We start from the raw sequence: 16,903 nt of genomic DNA on the forward strand, positions 1-16,903 counted from the left end.
TATGATATAGTTGGCTTAACTCTCATGATAACGAGCGATAACGGAAAGAAGGGAAGCAATATGACAGTTCATCTCATCGCTGACAGCGCCACTGATTTGCCTCGTTCTTATTTTGAAGAAAAAGGCATTGGCTTTATTCCGCTCAGGGTTTCTCTCGGCGATAAAGAATTCGAAGATGCAGTCACAATTCATGCGGATCAAATATTTGAAGCGATGCAAAATGGAGAAACCCCTAAGACGTCCCAAGCCTCACCGCAAACGATTAAAAATGTGTTTTTGCAATATGCCGAAACAGGTGATCCCGCTCTTTACATTGCCTTTTCCTCAGGTCTCTCCGGCACGTATCAGACAGCTGTAATGATCGCCAATGAAGTGAAGGAGGAATTCCCCGATTTCGATTTGCGGGTCATTGATTCCAAATGCGCTTCATTAGGATACGGTCTGGCTGTCCGGCATGCTGCCGATCTCTGTATCAACGGGAATACAATACAAGAAATTGAAACGTCTGTAAAGAACTTTTGCAGCCAGCTTGAACACATTTTTACCGTTGATGATTTAACATATCTCGCGAGGGGCGGCCGGATATCCAAAACGTCCGCTTTTGTCGGCGGCCTGTTGAATATTAAACCGCTGCTTCAGATGGAGGACGGCAAGCTTGTGCCTCTGGAAAAAATCCGCGGACAGAAGAAACTTTTCAAACGGATCATCGAGCTTATGAAAGAGCGCGGGGATGATTGGAGCAATCAAACCGTCGGGATCAGCTACGCCGCGAACAAAGAAAAAGCCACGGACATGAAACACCTGATTGAGGAAGCGTTCAAGCCGAAAGAAATCATTATGCATCCAATCAGTTCAGCAATCGGCTCGCATGCCGGTCCAGGTACATTGGCGATATTCTTTTTAAGAAAATGAGCAAACAAAAACAGTCAGGACACAGAGTCTGACTGTTTTTGTTTGCTCATAGAATTCCGACAGCCTCATACGCCTTTTCGACTGAAGCTGATTGCTTCGAGCCTTCACCGTATAAATCATTGGCAGCTTCAATCGCCGCTTGCTTCATCATGCTGAAATCTGTAGATGCCGTTACATAATATGTTAAAGCCCGATAGTAAATTTGTTCACTTGCTTCACGCCCAATCCCTTCAACCTGTACACCGTGGTGCACGCCTCCTTCTGCAAGAAGATAAGCTGCTTTATTGTGAATGGACGAATTGATATGGACTCCGCCATAATCCTCTGTTCCTGTGTAGCGGTTCGAGTAATGATCTGGATTTCCCTGCTTAGATGGGTCCTCCAATGACCGCAATGAATCTCCTGCAATACCAGGAGTATAGACATCTTCGCCGATCTCCCAATCATCACGGTCAGCCATCGCGCCCATAATGTCAGAAATGGACTCATTTAATGCACCGGGTTCTCCTTGATATAAAAGACCGGCGGAATACTGTGTGACTGCGTGTGTGATTTCATGCGCGACAATGTCGAGCGATCCAGACAGCGGCTTAAATTTCGAACCATCTCCATCCCCGTATACCATCTGGACACCGTTCCACGCAGCATTGTTCCATTGTTTGCCGACATGCACGGTAGACGTAATTCTTGCTCCGTTTTGATCAAAAGAATCACGGCCAAATGTCTTGCTGTAATAATCGTAAACGGCTTGCGCATTTGCGTGTGCGTCTACAGCCGCAGGTTCATTAAATACGAACGTGCCGCTGACTATTTCTTTGCCCGTATACCCGATTAGTTGAGACAAAAGCGTAAACAAGGTTTCGTTCAGGTTCTTCGCGTCAAATGTATTGATCCCTTTTCCCCTTGTTTCGTCAGCCAAATAAAAGCGCCCATTTTGTTCTGTGACGTCAAAGCTTTTTTCATCACCTGATACGCCGATTCCTGTACCTGCCGCTTCATGAATGGCATTAAAGGACTCAATGACCTTTCCGTTTTTGGCATCGATGAAATAATGCCAATAGCCAGGATCAGGTTCAGATGTCGAGAGTCTCACAAGGTAGGCGAGATCATATTCACCGTCGTGTGGATAGATATATAATTCGCCTTTTGGTTCCCCATCAAGATATTCGATTTTTCCAATGGAAGCCTCGAGCTCACGCCTTGCTGTATGTATTGCTTTTTTCTCAGAAATAGACGGTGTGATGGAGACGTCCTTGATTTGCGGATGCACCTTTCCAAAGAAACTTTTCACTTGTTTGTTTTCCTTCATCGCGACCGCTTGTTCAAAGCCGTAAATCGGAATTCCTTTGTAAACCTCCGTTAATTTAAAAAACGTTTGTTTTGTTTTTGGATCCTTTATGGTTTTCGAAATGCGAAAATGACTGTTCGCATTCCCTTTGAGCTTAAACTGCGTTTGATGCTTGTCAAGATAGGAAAATAGCGATTCTTTCTGGGTTGTGTTTTGTACCGGCTTCTGCGATGACTTTTCGATGATGTATGAAGGGGTTTGATACGTATGGTCGTATTTGATGCTTTGATCAGCTGAGGCATGTGTTACAAAAACCATTTGGGCCGCCGTGCATAAGCCGGCCAGTAATAGAGATGTCTTGGTCAGGTTGCGCAAAACACCACATCCTTCCTATTTTGGAATCTACCATTTTTCTTCATCCTATCAAAAATACAAAAACTTGTATGTGGTGCTTCGTTCTTATTTTCCCAAAAAAGAAGGGCGGAGATATTTCGCTCTGCCCTTCTTTTTCTACTCTACTAATTTTTTATTGACATAAATAATAACCCCTGCTCCATATGCCAGTATAAGCGGAGGTATGAGCTGCTCCTGACCTTGAAATGAGATAAAACTATTCAGCAAAATGAACAAACCGGAATTCAAGAAAAAGTAGCCTGCTATTCTGGCCAGCCGGTCTTTATCCCGTATACGCGCCTCGTTAAACCCAGCCAGCATCCAGGTTTGTTTTTTGATTCCGACAAAATAGGCAACCACAAAGAATAAAAGCGCGATGACAATTAATAGATAATTGATGCTGATTTCCATCTTACAGCCTCCTACAAGATTACTTGATGTTAAGAAAAAGAAAAAAAGCGGCGCAGCTTACTGCAATCAGCAGCAGGACGACAAGCGCATTGAGGAACGGGCTCAAAAGAAGCAGCACTGCTAAAAACAGCAGATAAACCGCACCGACTCGCGAAATCGTAACAATCTCCTTTTGAGAGCGCATTTTGTTTTTTCTGACACCTGCAAACATCATCAATTTTTTTCGCTTCCATACATATCCGGCGAGCACCATTAAATAAACAGCCAGCGGCAGCTGTCTGAAGTCGGACGGCAGCAGCGGCAGGGCAATAATCGTGACAATGAGAAGGACCGAAAGCCAGCTTTTGCCCAATAAAGACCTCCTCCTTTTCGTCTCTCCCCCATCACCCATCATCAATTCGGCAAGCTCCTTCGGATGAGAAAATTCAGATTCAACAGCTTCCTGCAGTTCCTCTTCACTAAGGCCGGCTTTGATTCTGTCTTGAACGAAAGCGGTGATATGCCCCTTTAATTCGTCGATAGCGTTTTCTCTCTCTACATCAGGCATATTCGCCAGCTCTGCATTTAGTTCCTCCATGTATCGGTCAATGATAAGCTGTCCATTCATAGCAAATCCCCCGATAAAGACAGTAAGGCTTGATGGGTTTCCAGGTATTTCTCCAGCCGTTCTTTTAACATTTCTTCTCCTTTTTGCGTCATTTTGTAATACTTTCTTTTCGGGCCGTCCAGTGAATCTTCCCAAAAAAATTCGATCCATCCCTTCTCGGTCATACGTTTCAGAATCGGATAAATCGCTCCCTCTGAAATAGCCAGCGCCGAGGTGGTTTTTAAGGATGACGTCAGCTCATAACCGTACATCGGTTTAGAACGCAGAAGGGATAGGATGGCCAGCTCGAAAATCCCTTTTCGAAATTGAACAATCCAGCGGTCATTAACTTGATTCGTTTTCATGGTTTAAATATATCGAAAAAACCACTATATATCAATCACATATAGCAGTGTAAAATGTCCTGTTTTTCCTTTTAACAAAAATGGAATTTCTCATACTTTTTAACCTTTTTATTACATAAATGTTTTTATATTATGAAAAGTGTAAAAACGATTCTTCAGGTTAAAAGGAGCAGTCGAATGCAGAAATCGATATCATTTTTTGTCATTTTTTCAATCCTTTGGGGTTCGCTATTTCTGTTTTCTATTATTGGCAGCTTAGGGACAACCCCGATTCCGCTGACAAAGGACTCCAAATTTCTCATGTCCAGCATCCTCCCTCAGGGCTGGGGCTTTTTTAGCAAAAATCCGCGTGATACTGCAATCGGCTTATATGAGGCTGAAAATGCCAGCGCCAAGGTCAGATGGCCCAATATGAGGGCTGACAACCTATTCGGCCTGTATCGGTATGGGCGGTCACAAGGCGTTGAAATGGGCGTGATCTACAGCCAAGTCGGCAAGGAACAGTGGACAGCATGTAAAAAAAAGGACCTCGGTGCATGCAAAAGCAAAGCCAAAACCGTGCAATTAAAAACACCCGCTCCCCGCCCGCTGCTTTGTGGCAGCTACTATTTGACGAAAGAGGATATTGTTCCTTGGAGCTATTCTAAATACACCCCTTCGTCTTATCAGGTAAAAAGCATAGTCAAGGTTGTGATTTCATGCTCGAAAACATAAAACAGACCATCACCAGATGGGACGAAAGAAACCCGTGGACAAATGTATACGGCCTCGCGCGAAGCATCATTGCGCTATCCAGCCTGCTGACGCTGCTCATCAATCACCCGAGCCTCATTATGAAGCCAGCCAGCGGTATCAGCAGCTATCCAGCTTGTAAAATGAATCTCAGTCTCTTTTGCCTCGGCGAAAATAACTATATGATGTTAAATCTTTTCAGATGGGTCTTCATTGCCATTCTGGTGCTTGTTGTCATTGGCTGGCGCCCCAGAATCACCGGGGTTCTGCATTGGTATGTCAGTTACAGCCTGCAGTCATCGCTGATCGTCATCGACGGAGGCGAGCAGGCAGCAGCCGTCATGACCTTTTTATTGCTTCCCATCACGCTGACCGATCCGAGAAAATGGCATTGGAGCACGAGACCTATAGAGGGCAAAAGAACACTTGGAAAAATAACAGCTTTTATTTCTTATTTTGTGATCAGAATCCAAGTGGCGGTGCTTTATTTTCACTCTACCGTCGCTAAGCTGTCTCAGCAGGAATGGGTGGACGGAACGGCCGTCTATTATTTTGCCCAGGAAAAAACCATTGGCTTCAACGGCTTTTTTCAGGCGTTAACGAAGCCAATTGTAACAAGTCCGTTCGTGGTGATTCCGACATGGGGGACGCTGCTGGTTCAAATTGTCATCTTCGCGGCGCTGTTTGCGCCGAAGAGGCATTGGAGATTGATTTTGATTATCGCTGTTTTTATGCATGAGATTTTTGCAATCATGCTAGGCCTTATCAGTTTTTCCATTATCATGGCCGGCATTTTGATATTGTATCTCACTCCTATCGATTCCACGATTCAATTTACATATATTCGCAGACTGTTGTGGAATAAAAAACACAAGAAGGGAGAGGTTTCAGTTTGAAGAAGGCGTTTCTAGTTTTTTTGTCGGTTGTATTGGTGACGACTGTGTTTTTGGTGAAGCAGCAAGAAAGTGTGGCACAGGCAAAGCAGCTTGAGTATTCAGGTGAGGAAATTTTTAAAGGCTTTGTGTTTGCCCAAGGGGAAGTTGGCAAACAGCTTCCAGAGGTCTTTAATAAAGCGATGACAGACAAACTCAACACAAAACAGGCAAAGGCTTTTGCCAATCAGGTTGTCGCTGATATTAAAAAAGAGGATGCTGACTTTTTTGATAACCTGAAGAAAGCTGTTTACAGCAAAGATGCATTGAAAGTAGATGAACTGCTGAAAAAAGCAGGTCAAATCGTTGAAGAAAAAGTAGAAGCTGCAAAGGAAATCGCCGCTTCCAAGGATGATACATCCAGAGTTCAGGCCGAGCTTGTCAACACTGTTGATACCGCTAACTATTTCTATTATGTTTCTTATGTTGCTGCAGCAGGTGCCCTGATTCTGATCATTCTCGCCATTGATATTACGCCGATTGCGATTTCAGACAATGTGGATCGCGAAATGGCAATCAGAACGCTGGTTGATGAATTAAACTAGACATAAAAAAACGGCTCGCTCCGCAGTCTGCTGCAGGCGAGCCGTTTTCATGCTATTTTTTCTCGTATGTCCATCCATTTTCCTGATACACTTTTCCGTTTTTCATCAAATGGCCCAGCGCGCGTTTAAAGGCGGCTTTGCTCATATTAAAACGTTCTCTGATATCGTCAGGCTGGCTTTTGTCACTGTACGGCATGGCACCGTTTCTCATTCTCATATACGTTAGAATGCACTCAGCATCAACTGACATTGCATCCTGTTTTCTTGGAAGCAGCGACAAGTTGACTGAACCGTCTTCTTTCACTTGAATCACCCGGCCTGTGACTCTTGAACCGAGTCTTGGCTCCTCTTTTCTTTCTGACGGGTGAATAAAACAGCGGATACCGTCATCCGTGATCACGAATGAACCCGATGCGATCAGCCTGTACACCGTACCTGTCAGCTCTTTATTCATCAGATCTTCTGAAGCGTCGGTAAACAGTTCGCTGATGATATCTTCCGGCGCTGGTTTCGCAAACATGCGCCCCCGGTTCGTCACCTTCAGCATACAGTAAAGTTTGTCCCCTTTTTGCGGCCAGACATCTTCATACGGCGGCAAATGCTCAGTTGCGACTAGTGCATCCTTCGATAAACCGACATCAACGAAAACGCCCATATCTTCCACTTTATCCACCACTTCAACCCAGCCATATTCATCCGCGCTGATGACCGGAATTTTCATCGTGGCCGCAAGCCTTTCCTGCTGGTCTACGTATATAAAGACTTCTACTTCGTCTCTGTCCTCGATATCCTCAGTCATTTCACTGTTATGTAAGAGAATCGTATCTTCCCCATCGGTTAAAAAGTAACCGAAGTCGGTTTGGTGATCTATACTCAAGGTTAATTGCTGCCCTGGTCTCATGCTATCGTCCTTCCTGTTCCGCTTATTCTCTGCGGATTTTGTTAACATTTTTTCCAATCATCACAAATTGATTCTTTGTTCTGTTGGAAGTTTCTCTTTATTCTACTATAATCAACACATAAGTTAAATGTTATGGAGGTTTTCATATGGCAAAAGAAAGCTCATTTGATATTGTATCCAAGGTAGAATTGCCTGAAGTGCAAAACGCAATCCAAATCGCACTGAAGGAAATCAGTACCCGATATGACTTTAAAGGCAGCAAAAGCGACATTTCTTTAGATAAAGAGGAGCTGGTCCTCGTTTCTGATGACGACTTCAAATTAAGCCAGCTGAAAGATGTGCTGGTCAGCAAATTGATTAAACGAAACGTACCGACAAAAAACATTGAGTACGGCAAGGTTGAAAACGCGTCAGGCGGAACGGTGCGCCAGCGTGCAAAGCTTGTTCAAGGCATTGACAAGGACAACGCAAAAAAAATCAATACGATCATCAAAAACTCCGGACTGAAAGTAAAGTCTCAGGTGCAGGATGATCAAGTGCGTGTCACCGGAAAAAACAAAGATGACCTGCAGCAGATTATCTCAGCTGTGCGGGGAGCAGACCTGCCAATTGACGTTCAATTTATAAATTTCAGATAAATTTTCTGATTCCTATTGATTATTGTCTTTATTTTCGGTAAATTTGGAGAAAGGGAAAAACGCCAGGTATCTTTTGGCACTTCCTGACACGAAAATTTCATATCCGTTCTTATCAAGAGAAGCAGAGGGACTGGCCCGACGAAGCTTCAGCAACCGGTGTAATGGCGATCAGCCATGACCAAGGTGCTAAATCCAGCAAGCTCGAACAGCTTGGAAGATAAGAAGAGACAAAATCACTGACAAAGTCTTCTTCTTAAGAGGACTTTTTTTATTTCTCTTTTTTCCTTGCTGACGTGAATAAAGGAGGCAGACAATGGGACTTTTAGAAGATTTGCAAAGACAGGTGTTAATCGGTGACGGCGCCATGGGGACACTCCTCTACTCCTATGGCATTGACAGGTGTTTTGAGGAGCTCAATATTTCAAAGCCGGAGGAAATTCAGCGCATACATAAAGCGTATGTTGAAGCGGGAGCCAACATTATTCAAACGAATACGTACGGGGCCAACTATATTAAATTATCCAGACACGGTCTTGAGGATGACATCAAAAAAATGAATCAGGAGGCCGTAAAGATCGCGCGGGCTTCAGCAGGCGATGCATACGTGCTTGGAACGATGGGCGGCATACGGACATTTAATAAAAACGCGTACAGTCTTGACGAAATTAAGCGCAGCTTCCGCGAGCAGTTGTATCTGCTGCTGCATGAAGAGCCGGATGGCTTGCTGTTAGAAACATATTATGATTTGGAAGAAGCCCGTGAAGTGCTGAAAATCGCGCGCAAAGAGACTGATCTTCCGATTATGCTCAATGTCTCCATGCACGAGCAAGGCGTATTGCAGGACGGAACGCCGCTTTCTGACGCATTGCGCTCGATTGCGGATCTCGGAGCTGATATCGTCGGCATTAACTGCCGCCTCGGCCCTTATCACATGATTGAAGCGCTCAGCGAAGTGCCAATTTTTGATGACGTCTTCTTATCCGTTTATCCGAACAGCAGTCTTCCTTCGCTTGAAGAGGGACGGCTCGTCTATGAAACAGACGACACGTATTTTCAAAACAGCGCGTCAGAATTCCGTAAGCAAGGCGCGCGGATTATCGGCGGCTGCTGCGGCACAACGCCGAATCACATCAGGGCGATGGCGGAAGCAGTTGGCGGACTGGCTCCGATTACAGAAAAAGAAGTCAAAACCCGGGCGAAAGAATTCATTTCTGTTCATCACGAGCGAACCGAGCCCGGCCTGGATGAGATCGCGGCGAAAAAACGCTCTATTATCGTAGAACTGGATCCGCCGAAAAAACTGAGCTTTGACAAATTTCTGTCCGCTGCTGCCGAATTAAAAGAAGCGGGAATCGATGCCCTGACACTCGCCGACAATTCTCTGGCGACCCCGCGGATCAGCAATGTTGCCTGCGGCGCTCTCATCAAGCAGCAGCTCGATATGCGTTCCCTTGTCCATATTACGTGCCGTGACCGTAACATTATCGGCTTACAGTCACATTTAATGGGCCTTGATACGTTAGGGCTGAATGACGTGCTTGCTATTACAGGTGACCCTTCTAAAATTGGGGATTTTCCTGGTGCGACGTCTGTATATGATTTAACATCTTTTGATTTAATCAGGCTGATCAAACAATTCAATGAAGGTCTGTCTCTGTCTGGAAAACCGCTCGGCAAGAAAACGAATTTCTCGGTTGCCGCCGCATTTAATCCTAACGTCCGCCATCTGGATAAAGCGGTAAAACGGCTTGAGAAAAAAATAGATTGCGGCGCAGATTATTTTGTTTCTCAGCCTGTCTATTCCGAGCAGCAGCTTGTCGATATCCATAACGAAACAAAACATCTGAAGACGCCGATCTATATCGGCATCATGCCGCTGACAAGCAGCCGGAATGCCGAATTCATCCATAATGAAATTCCCGGCATTAAGCTGTCTGATACGATTCGCGAAAAAATGGCCCATGCCGGTGAAGATAAAGAAAAGCAAAAGGCGGAAGGCCTTGCGATTGCACGCTCCCTGCTGGATACGGCATGCGAGCTGTTTAACGGCATCTACTTGATAACGCCTTTCCTCAGATCTGACTTAACCGCCGAGCTCACTTCCTATATTCAGCAAAAAGATGAGCAGCGCCAAAATATCTTTTTGCATTAATCCCTTAAAAGACTGTCTGATCCAATCGGGCGGTCTTTTTCAACGGGATTCGTGTTACGATATAGAAAAACAGTCATGAGGAGGAACATTATGCTCGAAGTCAAAACCATTTCCGCGGAAGATACATATGAAATCCGGCACCGCATTCTGCGTCCCCATCAATCCATTGAACAATGCAAATATGAAGAGGATCATGCAAAAGGCTCCTTTCATCTCGGCGCATTTTTTGAAGGAAAGCTGATCAGCATCGCTTCTTTTTCCCCGCAAAATCAGCCATTAATAACAGAATCCCCAGCATATCGGCTGAGAGGCATGGCAACGCTTGAAGGATATCGCGATCAAAAAGGCGGGAGCACGCTGATCAAACACGCGGAAGAGAAACTGGCGGAGAACGGCGTTCAGGCAGTCTGGTGCAATGCCAGAAGCCATGTGAAAGGCTACTATTCAAAGCTTGGGTGGGAAGTACTCGGCGAACCGTTTGAGATTCCCGGCATAGGCACTCATATCATCATGTATAAAAAACTCGAAACAAGCAGGTGATCTGTATGAGGGTAATCGATAAGCTGATTAAGCTTCATGAAGAACATATCCCTAGTCTATTGCGGCTTTGCAGGCAAGCCGGGTGGCCGGATTACGGCGAACAAGAGCTGGCACTGCTTGTCCAGCAAGGACGCTTTTTCGGCTATCAAAATGTCAGCGGTGATATTATTTCCTGCATCGGCTTGTTTTTGTTTGGCCGGCTTGCTTCTATCGGCCTCGTGATCGTGGACAAAGAATATCAACGGCTCGGCCTCGGCCGGCGTATGGTAAACGCCTGTATCACCCAAACGGGTGAAAACACCGCCATCAGGCTTTGCGCCACAAAAGAAGGTTTGCCGCTTTATGAAAAAGCAGGTTTTCATACGGCAGGTTCAGTGCGAAAGTACAGCTGTCACAGTTTTCAACCTTATACAAAAAAGCTTGATGCTGAACTGACATCCTTTAGAGAACAAGACTTTCACGACTTAACCGCGGCGGATCTGGCTGCCTTTGGCGGAGATCGATCAAATCTTTTGCAGCAGCTTATTTCTGCTTCATGCGAATGTATCATCGCCAGAAATCATGACGGACAGCTAATTGGCTACGGACTTTCTGTACAGACACCGGCCAATTTGAAATTCGGCCCTATCATCGCTCCATCATCAGATGTTGCAGCACAAATAATTAACAGGCTGGCGGCCGGCAAACAAGGGCCCATGCGAATCGATATACCGAGTGAACACACGTCTCTGCATGACAGCCTGATAGAAATGGGATTTCGTAAAGATGATGAACCTCCGCTTTTGTTCTATCAGAAAAAAGCGCCTATTCAAAATGGACACTTATATGCTTTGATTTCACAGGCTCTCGGTTAACCCTCTTTTTTCCCGAACAGGTATCTTCTGTTCGGTTTTTTGCTGTCTGATCGCTGAATAAACGAAGCCATCAGGGACATTCTAAGCAGAAGAAAAGGAGTGTGCTCTGAGATGGAATCATCAAAACAAAATAACGGAATGACGGTTGTAGCAATCGGTTCAATCCCTTTAATATTAACCCTAGGAAACTCGATGCTTATTCCGATTTTGCCAAAAATGAAATCTGAACTTCATTTATCACAATTTCAAGTCAGTCTCGTGATCACAGTATTTTCCTTGATTGCAGCTTTTGCGATTCCGATTGTCGGTTATCTCGCAGACCGATTCTCAAGGAAAGTCATCATTATTCCCTGCTTAATTTTGTATGGTGCCGGCGGTTTGTTAGCCGGGTTTGCGGCAGGTTTTTTTGACAATGCCTATCCTTGGGTCATGGCAGGACGAGCGTTACAGGGAATCGGGGCAGCCGGAACCGGCCCAATTGCCATGGCACTGACGGGAGATCTGTTTAAAGGCGCCCAGGAGAGCAAGGTGCTCGGCCTTGTTGAAGCTTCAAACGGCATGGGGAAAGTGCTATCGCCGATCATTGGCTCGCTGATCGCCCTGCTTGTCTGGTATGGCGCGTTTTTTGCCTTTCCTGTGTTTTGTATCATTTCGATCGTACTGACTTGGATTTTTATTAAAGAAAAGAAAAAGGAAAAAGAACCGCCACCAATCGGAAAATATGCAAAAGGGCTGTTAAGTGTCTTTAAACATGAAGGCAGATGGCTGTTTACCGCTTATTTAGCCGGTGCGACCTGTTTGTTTACTTTATTCGGCATCCTGTTTTATCTCTCAGATGTTCTTGAAAAAACTTACGACACCGACGGCGTGAAAAAAGGCTTGATTTTAGCGATCCCGCTTTTGGTTATGTGTGTGACGTCCTATACAACAGGAAGCAAAATCGGGCAAAAGCAATCGTTAATGAAAAAGCTGATCGTACTTGGATTGGCGTTCATGACCGTATCCTACGCGGCACTGTCATTCATTGAAAATCTTGTCCTTTTTATCAGTGTTCTTGTACTGAGCAGTATAGGCTCAGGTCTTGTCCTTCCTTGTGTGAACAGTTTTATTACCGGGGCTGTCGGCAAAGAAAGACGGGGATTTGTCACCTCGCTGTACGGCTCTGTACGTTTCTTAGGGGTAGCGATCGGTCCTCCGATTTTCGGCCGCCTGATGCAATGGTCCAGACCCGGCATGTTTTTAAGCATCGCGGGATTGACTCTCGTTGTCGGGATTCTTGTGATGATGCTCATCCATGTGAAGCAAAACAATGAAGAAACAAAAGAAAAAGAAGACCCTAAAATGGCTGGCAATCGGCTCCAGCCCGCTGAGGAAAGGTAGCACCCAGTTTGAAAATTGTACGGATTGAAACCTTTCCGCTATTTCACCGATTAGAAAAGCCATACGGAGATGCCAATGGGTTTAAACGATATCGGACTTGTTATCTCATTAGGATTATCACCGAAAGCGGGATAGACGGCTGGGGAGAATGCGTTGATTGGCTCCCTGCTCTCCATGTCGGTTTTACGAAGCGGATCATCCCGTTTCTATTAGGAAAACAGGCCGGCAGCCGCCTGTCATTAGTGCGCACGATTCAAAAATGGCACCAGCGGGCGGCCTCCGCTGTAAGCATGGCGCTGACAGAGATTGCAGCCAAAGCTGCGGATTGTTCGGTTTGCGAATTATGGGGCGGGCGATACAGAGAGGAGATTCCTGTGTACGCGTCTTTTCAATCGTACTCAGATTCCCCGCAATGGATCAGCCGCTCAGTCTCCAATGTTGAAGCCCAGTTGAAAAAAGGGTTTGAGCAAATCAAAGTCAAAATTGGCGGGACTTCATTCAAGGAGGATGTCCGGCACATCAATGCGCTGCAGCATACAGCAGGCAGCTCCATTACGATGATTCTGGACGCAAACCAAAGCTACGATGCCGCTGCGGCTTTTAAATGGGAGCGCTATTTCTCCGAATGGACGAACATTGGCTGGCTTGAGGAGCCTTTGCCCTTTGATCACCCGCAGGATTACGCTATGCTTCGAAGCCGTTTGTCTGTTCCTGTTGCCGGTGGAGAAAACATGAAAGGCCCGGCGCAATATGTGCCTCTCCTTTCACAGCGCTGTTTGGATATCATTCAGCCCGATGTCATGCATGTCAACGGAATTGATGAGTTTCGGGACTGCCTCCAGCTCGCGCGTTATTTCGGCGTCAGAGCATCCGCCCATGCATATGACGGATCGCTCTCACGGCTCTATGCTTTATTTGCACAAGCCTGTCTGCCCCCATGGTCTAAAATGAAGAACGATCACATTGAACCGATCGAGTGGGACGTCATGGAGAATCCTTTTACAGATCTCGTCAGCCTGCAGCCTTCAAAAGGAATGGTCCACATCCCGAAAGGAAAAGGCATTGGAACAGAGATCAATATGGAGATCGTCAATCGCTACAAGTGGGATGGCTCAGCATATTAAGCTGGGCCATTTCTTTATTTTGAGACATAAATAATGGACAGCCTCATAAAATGAAAACAGCGGACAAGTCTTTTCATAAAGGAGCAAATGACTTAATGGCTGAACTGCTGATGAAAGCAAAACTTACGTTTATGATTGTCGTAGGCGGCGTACTACAGGGACTCGGCATGTCCTTGTTTTTATTTCCGCATGATATCCCAACAGGCGGTGCAGCAGGTATTGCGGTGCTATTGCATTATCTGTTTCAAATCCCCCACGGATTTTCAGTGTGGGCTGTGAATGTATCAATGCTTTTTACCGCTTTAAAATGGCTGGAGATGAGAACATTCACCGGCACCCTCGCTTCTATCACCGTCACCTCTGTCTCGGTATTGATCTTTGATGCGGTTTTTCCGGATATCACATCTAATCTGTGGCTTGATCTGGCAAGCGGCGCAGTGTTATTGGGACTCGGCATCGGACTTTTATACAAATATAAAATTTCAAACGGAGGGTTCGGAGCACTTGCTCTGATGATTTCTATCTACCGCGGCGGGAATCCCGGAACGATCCTGCTCATCATGAATTGCATCATTTTTATGGTCACCGCGTCTATTATTGACTGGGGCATCGTCATTCAAGCCCTCATATGCCAAGTGATATCGACAAGAGTCATCGACTTCATCTACAACATCCGTCTGACCTCACTTCCCTATCTCACGCCTATGTACCGCCATAAAAAATAATAGGCAGAGGCTCTCTTCACGACGAGAGCCCCGCAGCCGCTATTTTACAGAAAAAAGGTATCGGATCTTAGCCCTAAACGCAGCGTTTCCAACGCGATGGCATCATGAAATGGAATATTGGCCAGATTCACATTCGGCCCGATTTTTTGAATAAACCCTTGCTGAAGCGTTTTGTTAGGCGCTTCAAAAATCAGCCTGTTGATATCAATATCCGAGGAAATGATGTCGTCAACAATTTGAAATCTGACATCGCCGCTGCTGGAACAGATCCCTCCCGTTCCGCTTTCTCTGGCTTCTGTAATCACTTTTTCTGCGCCCGCTTCCATATCCTCAACGATATATTCAAGCCATTCCTCAGAGCTTTGCCGGCTTGCTAATTCCGCATCCTTGCTGCCCACCTCACTGAGCACAAGAAATTCATCAGAAAAATCGGCAATGAAAGCCGCTTTCTCTTTATTTGTCATCGGGAGCGTACCGTTTGAGATCTCAATATATTCACAGCCGAAATAGGTGCAGTACCGATGAAATTCATTCACTTTTTTCTGGCTTACGTACTTTTCGAACAGTGTGCCGCCAAAGAAAAATGTAATGTCATGTTCTTTCAGTGTGCTGATTTTTTCTTCAAGATCTTTCGTAAGTAATGATGTGCCCCAGCCGAATTTCACAAAATCAATATAGTCGGACGCTCCGGCTATGACATCTTTGAAAAATTGCAAGGGATAGCCGTTATCAATTAAAATGGACTGTCCGGTTTCTCTCGGCTTAATTGTTCTCACTGGCAATTCTAGTGAAAAATCATTCATATTATGACCCTCTCTATCGTTGGAACTTCTCCATCTTGTTTCACTTTCATCACAAAATCGCCCGTCAGTTCTTTTGTACAGTAAACGATGTCTTCCGAATCAAACAATGGCTGGCGGCTGTCAAAAAATTTCTCTGCAACAGAAGAGCGTTTTATTCTTTGAATCGCCTCCGCAGCCGTTACCGCATTTGTCCCTTCAATGATGCCTTTGATATACTCCGCACACGCCATATCGTCATCACCTGATGGGTGGGAAGCCACAATGTTCACGACACAATCGTTTGCGGCGAGCTTTTTCACATGCTCTGCCGTTGTTTTGGCATTGGAAAATCCAGTTACGAACAGATGCTTTGCGTTCAGCGCCCCCAATGCTGCTGTGACGCCGTTTGTTGTTTTCTGGATTAGGCGCTTATCCGCCATATCCAGCCCAGCCATACGTTTTGGAGAATTATCTAAATCAAATCCGCTGATACCGACCCCCTTTTCCTCTCCCGTCAAAACATAATCCGGATAGGTGTCTTTCAGCGCAAAGGCTTCATCAGCTGTCCGGACCAACAAAATCTCTTTCGCCCCGCCGATAAACGCATAATGGGCGACCGTAAAAGCTCTGATGACATCAATGACGATGTTAATGTCCGCCGGGGCAAGCGAATGATGATGCCCCTGATAAATGGCAATCGGCATACTACCTCTCCTTGGGCATAAAACCATTTTGCTAAAAAGCATATTCAGCCGGGCTCTTAATGGTTCCGCACCTCATTTTAGGCGGGCGCGGCACGTAAAAACCCTGAACCTTTATGCAAAAAATGAATAGTCTGCCTATAACTCGATCAATAGATAAAAAAAGCAGATGCAAACGGGGGGAAAACGTTGAACGAAACCATCACATATGACACATGGAACGACATGCTGTCCAAACAGATAACGGATCAATTGATCGATGAGCTCGATGTGTTGAAGTGGGCTTACCGAACGTACGGAGAAAAGATTGTGTACGCATGCAGCTTTGGCGCAGAAGGAATGGTGCTTCTAGACTTAATATCAAAAATCAACAAAAACGCACACATCATCTTTTTGGATACCGGGCTTCATTTTCAGGAAACATATGAGCTGATCGAGACCGTCAAAGAGCGATATCCGGGATTTGCAATCCAGATGCTCGAACCCGATCTGAGCTTAACAGAACAGCGGACGAAGTACGGCGGAGAGCTATGGAAGCATAACCCGAACCTCTGCTGCCAATTGCGGAAAATTGAACCGCTCAAAAAGCACCTGTCCGGCATGACAGCTTGGATTTCAGGACTGCGCCGGGAGCAGTCGCCAACGAGAAAGCATATTCAATACGTAAACCTGGACCAGAAGTTTAAGCTCATCAAAATTTGCCCGCTCATCCACTGGACATGGGATGACGTTTGGACGTACATCCGCCTGCACAATTTGCCTTATAACAAACTGCACGATCAACATTATCCGAGCATAGGCTGTGAAATGTGTACATTGCCTTCCCCGGACCCGAACGATGAGAGGGCTGGAAGATGGGCCGGACGGGAGAAAACAGAATGCGGCCTGCATCAAGAATAGCGGACGGCAGGTTCTTGATGTGAGAATCGAAATGATGTTGAG

19 protein-coding genes and 1 riboswitch are annotated in these 16,903 nt (G+C 45.6%); of the genes, 12 read left to right on the forward strand and 7 right to left on the reverse strand.

All coding sequences use genetic code 11. The features are described 5' to 3' along the window. Window positions 1–60: 60 nt before the first annotated feature. Window positions 61–912 carry a DegV family protein gene (locus NYE22_RS16260; RefSeq protein WP_003245785.1) on the forward strand — a complete coding sequence of 284 codons (852 nt, stop codon included), beginning with the start codon at window positions 61–63 and terminating at the stop codon, window positions 910–912. A gap of 46 nt (window positions 913–958) precedes the next feature. Here NYE22_RS16260 and nprB read toward each other — a convergent pair whose 3' ends face one another. From nprB to NYE22_RS16280, 4 genes are all read right to left on the reverse strand, one after another. Continuing rightward, window positions 959–2,575, reverse strand: coding sequence for a neutral protease NprB (gene nprB, locus NYE22_RS16265; protein ID WP_286317515.1), 1,617 nt, complete (start codon window positions 2,573–2,575; stop codon window positions 959–961). A gap of 135 nt (window positions 2,576–2,710) precedes the next feature. Further along, a complete protein-coding gene (locus NYE22_RS16270) occupies window positions 2,711–3,004 on the reverse strand; it encodes a DUF3784 domain-containing protein (RefSeq protein WP_003233021.1) in 294 nt (97 codons plus the stop codon). Window positions 3,005–3,023: 19 nt separating this feature from the next. Continuing rightward, the gene (locus tag NYE22_RS16275) at window positions 3,024–3,611 is read right to left on the reverse strand and encodes a hypothetical protein (RefSeq protein ID WP_046160269.1); all 588 of its coding nucleotides are present in this window, start codon (window positions 3,609–3,611) and stop codon (window positions 3,024–3,026) included. After that, window positions 3,608–3,955, reverse strand: a complete 348-nt coding sequence (locus tag NYE22_RS16280; protein WP_003245674.1) for a PadR family transcriptional regulator — start codon at window positions 3,953–3,955, stop codon at window positions 3,608–3,610. Before NYE22_RS16280 ends, NYE22_RS16275 begins: the two co-directional genes overlap by 4 nt. A 177-nt stretch (window positions 3,956–4,132) precedes the next feature. Between NYE22_RS16280 and NYE22_RS16285 the strand changes: the two genes are divergently transcribed. Genes NYE22_RS16285 through NYE22_RS16295 form a run of 3 tightly spaced genes read left to right on the forward strand, consistent with a single transcriptional unit; the run spans window position 4,133 to window position 6,164 of the window. Then, the gene (locus tag NYE22_RS16285; protein ID WP_021479574.1) at window positions 4,133–4,669 is read left to right on the forward strand and encodes an SdpA family antimicrobial peptide system protein; all 537 of its coding nucleotides are present in this window, start codon (window positions 4,133–4,135) and stop codon (window positions 4,667–4,669) included. Beyond that, window positions 4,654–5,583, forward strand: coding sequence for a sporulation-delaying protein SdpB family protein (locus NYE22_RS16290; RefSeq protein WP_342411978.1), 930 nt, complete (start codon window positions 4,654–4,656; stop codon window positions 5,581–5,583). Before NYE22_RS16285 ends, NYE22_RS16290 begins: the two co-directional genes overlap by 16 nt. Next, entirely contained in the window at window positions 5,580–6,164 is a 585-nt protein-coding gene (locus NYE22_RS16295; protein WP_003244950.1) for a sporulation delaying protein family toxin, read from the forward strand. The genes NYE22_RS16290 and NYE22_RS16295 overlap by 4 nt, the downstream gene beginning before the upstream one ends. Window positions 6,165–6,216: 52 nt before the next feature. Here the strand turns inward: NYE22_RS16295 and NYE22_RS16300 are convergent, their stop codons facing one another. Further along, window positions 6,217–7,113, reverse strand: coding sequence for a S1 RNA-binding domain-containing protein (locus NYE22_RS16300; RefSeq protein ID WP_015252384.1), 897 nt, complete (start codon window positions 7,111–7,113; stop codon window positions 6,217–6,219). A gap of 98 nt (window positions 7,114–7,211) precedes the next feature. Here NYE22_RS16300 and NYE22_RS16305 point away from each other — a divergent pair, with 98 nt between their 5' ends. From NYE22_RS16305 to NYE22_RS16335, 7 genes are all read left to right on the forward strand, one after another. After that, window positions 7,212–7,703: a YajQ family cyclic di-GMP-binding protein gene (locus NYE22_RS16305; RefSeq protein ID WP_015715659.1), complete on the forward strand. Its 492-nt coding sequence runs from the start codon at window positions 7,212–7,214 to the stop codon at window positions 7,701–7,703. 106 nt (window positions 7,704–7,809) lie between these two features. Continuing rightward, window positions 7,810–7,927, forward strand: a riboswitch (SAM riboswitch). 89 nt (window positions 7,928–8,016) lie between these two features. After that, window positions 8,017–9,855: a bifunctional homocysteine S-methyltransferase/methylenetetrahydrofolate reductase gene (locus tag NYE22_RS16310; RefSeq protein WP_029317597.1), complete on the forward strand. Its 1,839-nt coding sequence runs from the start codon at window positions 8,017–8,019 to the stop codon at window positions 9,853–9,855. Window positions 9,856–9,945: 90 nt separating this feature from the next. Continuing rightward, the gene (locus tag NYE22_RS16315) at window positions 9,946–10,395 is read left to right on the forward strand and encodes a GNAT family N-acetyltransferase (protein WP_342411979.1); all 450 of its coding nucleotides are present in this window, start codon (window positions 9,946–9,948) and stop codon (window positions 10,393–10,395) included. Window positions 10,396–10,400: 5 nt separating this feature from the next. Continuing rightward, a complete protein-coding gene (locus NYE22_RS16320; RefSeq protein ID WP_342411980.1) occupies window positions 10,401–11,249 on the forward strand; it encodes a GNAT family N-acetyltransferase in 849 nt (282 codons plus the stop codon). Window positions 11,250–11,360: 111 nt separating this feature from the next. Continuing rightward, window positions 11,361–12,629 (forward strand): MFS transporter, encoded by a 1,269-nt coding sequence (locus tag NYE22_RS16325; RefSeq protein ID WP_014476404.1) that lies wholly within the window; start codon window positions 11,361–11,363, stop codon window positions 12,627–12,629. Window positions 12,630–12,637: 8 nt separating this feature from the next. Further along, window positions 12,638–13,753, forward strand: coding sequence for a mandelate racemase/muconate lactonizing enzyme family protein (locus NYE22_RS16330; RefSeq protein WP_021479580.1), 1,116 nt, complete (start codon window positions 12,638–12,640; stop codon window positions 13,751–13,753). 95 nt (window positions 13,754–13,848) lie between these two features. Then, window positions 13,849–14,478, forward strand: a complete 630-nt coding sequence (locus tag NYE22_RS16335; RefSeq protein WP_009966972.1) for a YitT family protein — start codon at window positions 13,849–13,851, stop codon at window positions 14,476–14,478. Window positions 14,479–14,522: 44 nt separating this feature from the next. Here NYE22_RS16335 and NYE22_RS16340 read toward each other — a convergent pair whose 3' ends face one another. Together NYE22_RS16340 and NYE22_RS16345 are read right to left on the reverse strand one after the other, a co-directional pair. Then, complete coding sequence (locus NYE22_RS16340; protein ID WP_342411981.1) at window positions 14,523–15,281, reverse strand: phosphosulfolactate synthase; 759 nt, start codon at window positions 15,279–15,281, stop codon at window positions 14,523–14,525. Beyond that, window positions 15,278–15,964 (reverse strand): 2-phosphosulfolactate phosphatase, encoded by a 687-nt coding sequence (locus tag NYE22_RS16345; RefSeq protein WP_342411982.1) that lies wholly within the window; start codon window positions 15,962–15,964, stop codon window positions 15,278–15,280. The genes NYE22_RS16340 and NYE22_RS16345 overlap by 4 nt, the downstream gene beginning before the upstream one ends. A 186-nt stretch (window positions 15,965–16,150) precedes the next feature. Between NYE22_RS16345 and NYE22_RS16350 the strand changes: the two genes are divergently transcribed. Next, window positions 16,151–16,861: a phosphoadenylyl-sulfate reductase gene (locus NYE22_RS16350; RefSeq protein WP_342411983.1), complete on the forward strand. Its 711-nt coding sequence runs from the start codon at window positions 16,151–16,153 to the stop codon at window positions 16,859–16,861. Window positions 16,862–16,903 lie beyond the last annotated feature (42 nt).

Origin of the sequence: Bacillus sp. FSL K6-1560 (assembly GCF_038592935.1) — a bacterium.
In the GTDB taxonomy this organism is placed as follows: domain Bacteria; phylum Bacillota; class Bacilli; order Bacillales; family Bacillaceae; genus Bacillus; species Bacillus subtilis.